This window comes from Photobacterium japonica, assembly GCF_050337005.1.
GTDB lineage: Bacteria > Pseudomonadota > Gammaproteobacteria > Enterobacterales > Vibrionaceae > Photobacterium > Photobacterium japonica.
This window is the reverse complement of sequence record NZ_JAKJSN010000105.1, coordinates 1-5,155: the sequence shown is the minus strand read 5'-3', so window position 1 is coordinate 5,155 and position 5,155 is coordinate 1. Positions and strand designations below refer to the sequence as shown.

The window sequence follows — 5,155 nt, the reverse complement described above, 5'->3', positions numbered from 1 at the left end:
GGTTTACTTTTTGATAAAGTAYATAGTAACACACCAAAGAAAATAGTTTTTGGTAAGCTTCGTTCAATTGTACATAAATTTCATTTGCAGAAGATTGCAAGATACCTTTATCGTAAATTCAAGCGATAGAGTGAAATACAACCTTTCGCCTTAAAAGACGAAAGGTTGTATTTGATAATAAAAATTATCTTGTATATAAGATAATGGTCAACTTAAATTTAATGTAGATCCTATTGGTAAATCCAAATAATACCCAGTAGGCGCTTCAAGCAAAATCCGCTTAATGCATTCAAAATCATATTCATGACAACAAGCATCGAGTTCTGCAAGAATGACTTCCATTTCTTCCCATGAGAGTTTTTCTTCTAGCGCTGTCATGATTTTAGGGTGTGAGGTGCCTTCGACATTTTCACCGATCAACAATTCTTCATAGAGTTTTTCACCTGGGCGCAGTCCAGAGAAGGTGATTTCTATATCGCCATCAACCGATTCACCATTTTTCTCCGTGACACCCATTAATTGGATCATACGCTTAGCGAGGTCTAAAATTTTCACGGGCTCGCCCATATCGAGCACAAACACTTGTCCGTTGTTTCCCATTGCACCCGCTTGTATCACTAACTGCGCAGCTTCCGGGATCAGCATGAAAAAGCGCGTAATTTCGGGATGAGTAACCGTTAGCGGCCCACCTTTGCGGATTTGCTCTCGGAACAAAGGCACAACAGAACCGGATGAACCGAGCACATTACCAAATCGGACCATGGTAAAGGTGGTGTCAGCCTGCTTTTCGGCCAAAGCTTGCAGAATAAGCTCTGCCATGCGTTTACTCGCGCCCATGACATTGGTTGGACGTACGGCTTTGTCGGTGGAGATCAAGGTAAAGTCTTTGACGCCGGTTTCAATTGCCGCTTCTGCAATCATCAAGGTACCAAATACATTATTACGTATGCCTTCGACCACGTTGTCTTCAACAATCGGCACATGTTTATAGGCGGCAGCGTGATAGACCGTTTCAATGTCGTACTGCTCCATCAATTTTTTGATGCGGTTTTTATTTTGTACCGATCCTAAGGCTGATACGAGTTGGCAGTCGATTTTGAGGTGATTGATCATCGTGTGAAGTTCACGATCAATTTGATATAAGTTACATTCATTCAGCTCAAAGAGTACCAAAACCTTCGGTGCTTGCTTGATGATTTGACGGCACATTTCTGAACCGATAGACCCGCCAGCCCCTGATACTAAAATGGCTTTTCCTGTAATGTTTTTGGCCAGAAGCTGCTTGTTGGGTTCCACGGGGGCACGACCGAGGAGATCGACGATATCGAGATCGCGCACTTCGGTGATGGATGCACGGCCGACCGCGATGTCTTCCACGGAGGGTACGGATTGCACGGTAATTGGCCACTCAGAGACTTTATTGAGTAATCGAAGTCGGTTGCCTGTATTTATGTTATTTATTGCAATCAATAACTTAACGGGTTCATATAAGCTTTGTAGTCTGCTGAATTCACTGCTGTGATGCACGCGTAAGCCAAAAATTATTTGGCCAACTTTGCTTTCATTATCATCTAAGATGACGACGGGGTGATATTCTTGCCCGTGGATCAACGCATAAGCTAATTCACGGCCAGTTGCGCCAGCCCCATAGATAAACACATTGGGTTTTTTGCGGCGGTAATAGTAATAGTAAACGGATTTGATCAGTACGCGTGGCGCACCGAGCGTTAAGATCGCAATACCCACATAAATCATTGGGACGCTGCGAGGCACAAACGACTTGAAGTAATAGCTGGACAAAGCCAATACTACCGCTGAAGTGACCACGGCGATAAAAATGTGGCCGATAGCGGGTAGCATCAGATAGCGTAAGATGGCACGGTACATGCCCAGTTGTGCGAACACCAATAATGTGACAATCACCGTCAGTAACATACTGGCGAGTTCTTCAGGGCCGAGCGCGATGTGCCATGTGCCTAAGCGAAGGGCATGGGCGGCATACAATGAAAAGCTTACAGCAAAAATATCATAGCTGACCGTTACAATGCGCTTATTGTAACGTTTTGCTGAAAAAAGAGATTTAAGAATGCGTATCATGAAAGAATTCTGCTGAAATGCCGAAGAGAAATTTTTTATGTGTATTGTTCAGGTTATCATACTCTCGGTATAGATACTGCTTTTCTACTTTTTATTGATAAATGCTTTCTGCTATGTGGGTGTGTTTTGAGCAAAATTTTAATTACAGGCGCAACGGGATTTATTGGGCATCATGCTGTCATCGCTTGTCAGCAGGCCGGTCTCTCGGTACTTCCGTTAGCCAGAGATAAGGCTAACCCATACGGTTATCAGGCGGCAGAGATTACGCCACAGACCGATTGGTCAGCTCATCTGCAGCAAGTGGATGTCATTGTCCATTGTGCGGCCCGTGTGCACGTGATGAATGATAAGGATAATGACCCGTTAACAGCTTATCGTGATGTGAATACGGATGGCACCTTGCACTTTGCGCGGCAGGCTGCAGCAGCTGGCGTGAAGCGTTTTATTTTTCTTAGTAGCATTAAAGTCAATGGTGAGGCGACAACGCCTGATACCCCTTTTACTGCGCGAGTTGAACAAGCGCCTACCGATCCTTATGGTTTGAGTAAGTATGAAGCGGAAAAAGGACTGTTAGCGTTAGCACAAGAGACGGGGATGGATGTGGTGATCATTCGTCCGCCATTGGTGTATGGTCCTGGGGTGAAAGCCAACTTTGCCTCTTTACTTCACTGTGTCCGTAAAGGATTGCCGTTACCCTTGGGGGCAATCAACAATAAGCGCAGCTTTGTGTATATCGATAACCTTGTGGATTTGATCCTCACCTGTGTGTCTCACCCTAATGCGGCGAATCAGACTTTCTTAGTGTCTGATGATGACGATGTCTCCACATCAGAATTATTACGTCAAATGGCCTATGCGATGGGGAAAACGCCAAGATTATTACCCATCCCCCAAATATGGTTGATGGCACTAACCCGTTGGCTGGGTAAACCGGGCATTGGTGAGCGTTTGTGTGGTGATCTTCAGCTTGATATAGACGCGACGAAGACTTGCCTTGATTGGCATCCGCCTTATAATCTCGCGGATGCGCTTCAACGCATGATTAATCAATCCCATCACACCAGCAAGTGATCTTTATGCATACACCTTTGACGCGCTTTTTAGATTTTTTCTTTGCCTTTTGTGGGTTGCTTTGCCTTGCACCGCTTTTTCTGATCATTTACGTGATCGGTAAACTGGATACCGGTCATCCAATTTTTCGCCAAGAGCGCGTGGGGCGAAACCAACAACCGTTTATTTTAGTTAAATTTCGCACCATGCCTGTCGATACGGTATCCGTAGCGACGCATTTGGTGGATGCTAACGCGGTGACGCGACTGGGTGCCTTTCTACGTAAAACCAAACTGGACGAACTCCCTCAACTCATCAATGTGCTAAAAGGGGAGATGAGTTTGGTTGGGCCGCGTCCGTGTTTGTTTAACCAAACGGATTTACTGACAGAACGCGCTGCACAAGGTGTGCTGGGTGAATTGCCTGGTATCACGGGCTTGGGCCAAATTAACGGTGTGGATATGTCAACGCCAGTAGCATTGGCCCACCTTGAACGCGAGATGATAGACACGTTTACCCTCAAAGCGTATTTTGCCTATATTTTACAAACTGCGATTGGCCGTGGAGCGGGTGATCGTATCAAGAAAAGTAATTCATAATGCCACACAGTAATGATGATCTGATTGCGATTTTTAATCGCTGTTTTCTCTCTGAATACAATACCGAACTGGTGTTGGGTGGGGATGAACCCCTTTACCTCCCGGCCGACAGCGCACACCCCCACCACCGGGTGATTTTTGCGCGAGGGTATTTTGCTTCAGCATTGCATGAAATTGCCCATTGGTGCATTGCAGGGCCTGCGCGCCGTCTGCTGGAAGATTACGGGTATTGGTATGAGCCGGATGGCCGTAGTGAACAGGTACAAGCCGAGTTTGAAAATGTGGAAGTGAAGCCTCAAGCCGTGGAATGGATCCTCGCCGCGAGTTGTGGTTTTTGCTTTCAAGTAAGTTGTGATAATTTGAATGGTAATCATGAGCCTGATAGGGTGAGCTTTACGCGTCGCGTACACGAGCAGGTCATGGTGTATTTAGAACAAGGGATGCCAGCTCGCTGTCAGATTTTGTCTGAAGCATTGCGGGACGCGTATCAGATCGCGCCACTTATGCCAGTGCAGTTTCAGCCACTCATCCCGCTTGAAAGCGTTTAACACCGTAATTTTTCGCATATTCATTTACAGCACAGAACACAAGCAGGTCAGCATGATTCAACAGTATGAAGAAACGTTACTTTCCCTTATCGATGAGATGGTTGAAACCGCTTCTGATGATGAGTTGTTTGCCGGGGGATACTTGCGTGGGCATATCTCTTTGTCGGCCGCACACTGTGAGACGCAAGAGGGGTCCACGATAGCGGCCATGAACAGGAAAGTCGATGAAAGCCTGATGGCTGCGCAATCTGAGTTGACCCCAGGTGATCAGCAATTAGTGAAAGGTATGTGGATGCAACTACAACAACAGTGCGTGGCAGGTTAATTGTCATCGCCACTTTAGATGGGTGATGTTAATAAAACAGTGTAAATAAAGCGTCGAATGACGCTTTATTTTTATCCGATTATATTGCTCAACGTATTGTATATCTGGGGTTTAATTATTCTGGCTAATATATTTTCTTCGGTATTCTGATGATTTTGCAAAAAGAATGCTTGGAAATAGCACAATGACAAAACCCAATGAGAAGATGAGTGCTTCATTCGCAAGCAGTTGGTAGCCGCTGGTGATAACAATTGTTATAACTAACAACAGATTAAATGCGTGAAGATAAGGGTGGTTGACGGAAAAATGAGCATAGGCTCTAAACATGTTGCTGCCCTCTTAGTGCGTCATATATGTGGCGCATTCATTATTAATTATTTATTCTTATTCTGCGGCGTCGTTTAATTGACTGCGGCGTCGTTTAATTGACTGTATTGTTACTTTTCTAATAATAATATAGTTTAATTTAATATCAGAAATATTCCATTATTTTTATCAAAATGTCACATATTTAAAGCGTTATTATACTGATATGT

The 5,155-nt window shown here is 44.7% G+C and carries 5 protein-coding genes; 4 read left to right on the top strand and 1 reads right to left on the bottom strand.

What is annotated here, in order from left to right; genetic code table 11:
* Nucleotides 1–207: 207 nt before the first annotated feature.
* Nucleotides 208–2,097 (bottom strand): polysaccharide biosynthesis protein, encoded by a 1,890-nt coding sequence (locus L4C36_RS23275; protein WP_428480154.1) that lies wholly within the window; start codon nt 2,095–2,097, stop codon nt 208–210.
* A gap of 126 nt (nt 2,098–2,223) precedes the next feature.
* On the opposite strand from L4C36_RS23275, the gene L4C36_RS23270 reads away from it, so the two are divergent.
* Genes L4C36_RS23270 through L4C36_RS23255 form a run of 4 tightly spaced genes read left to right on the top strand, consistent with a single transcriptional unit; the run spans nt 2,224 to nt 4,619 of the window.
* Nucleotides 2,224–3,168, top strand: a complete 945-nt coding sequence (locus L4C36_RS23270; RefSeq protein ID WP_428480153.1) for a UDP-glucose 4-epimerase family protein — start codon at nt 2,224–2,226, stop codon at nt 3,166–3,168.
* A gap of 5 nt (nt 3,169–3,173) precedes the next feature.
* Nucleotides 3,174–3,746, top strand: a complete 573-nt coding sequence (locus tag L4C36_RS23265) for a sugar transferase (RefSeq protein ID WP_428480152.1) — start codon at nt 3,174–3,176, stop codon at nt 3,744–3,746.
* Nucleotides 3,746–4,294, top strand: a complete 549-nt coding sequence (locus L4C36_RS23260) for an elongation factor P hydroxylase (RefSeq protein ID WP_428480151.1) — start codon at nt 3,746–3,748, stop codon at nt 4,292–4,294. Before L4C36_RS23265 ends, L4C36_RS23260 begins: the two co-directional genes overlap by 1 nt.
* A 52-nt stretch (nt 4,295–4,346) precedes the next feature.
* Nucleotides 4,347–4,619 (top strand): YfcL family protein, encoded by a 273-nt coding sequence (locus L4C36_RS23255; protein ID WP_428480150.1) that lies wholly within the window; start codon nt 4,347–4,349, stop codon nt 4,617–4,619.
* Nucleotides 4,620–5,155: the final 536 nt, after the last annotated feature.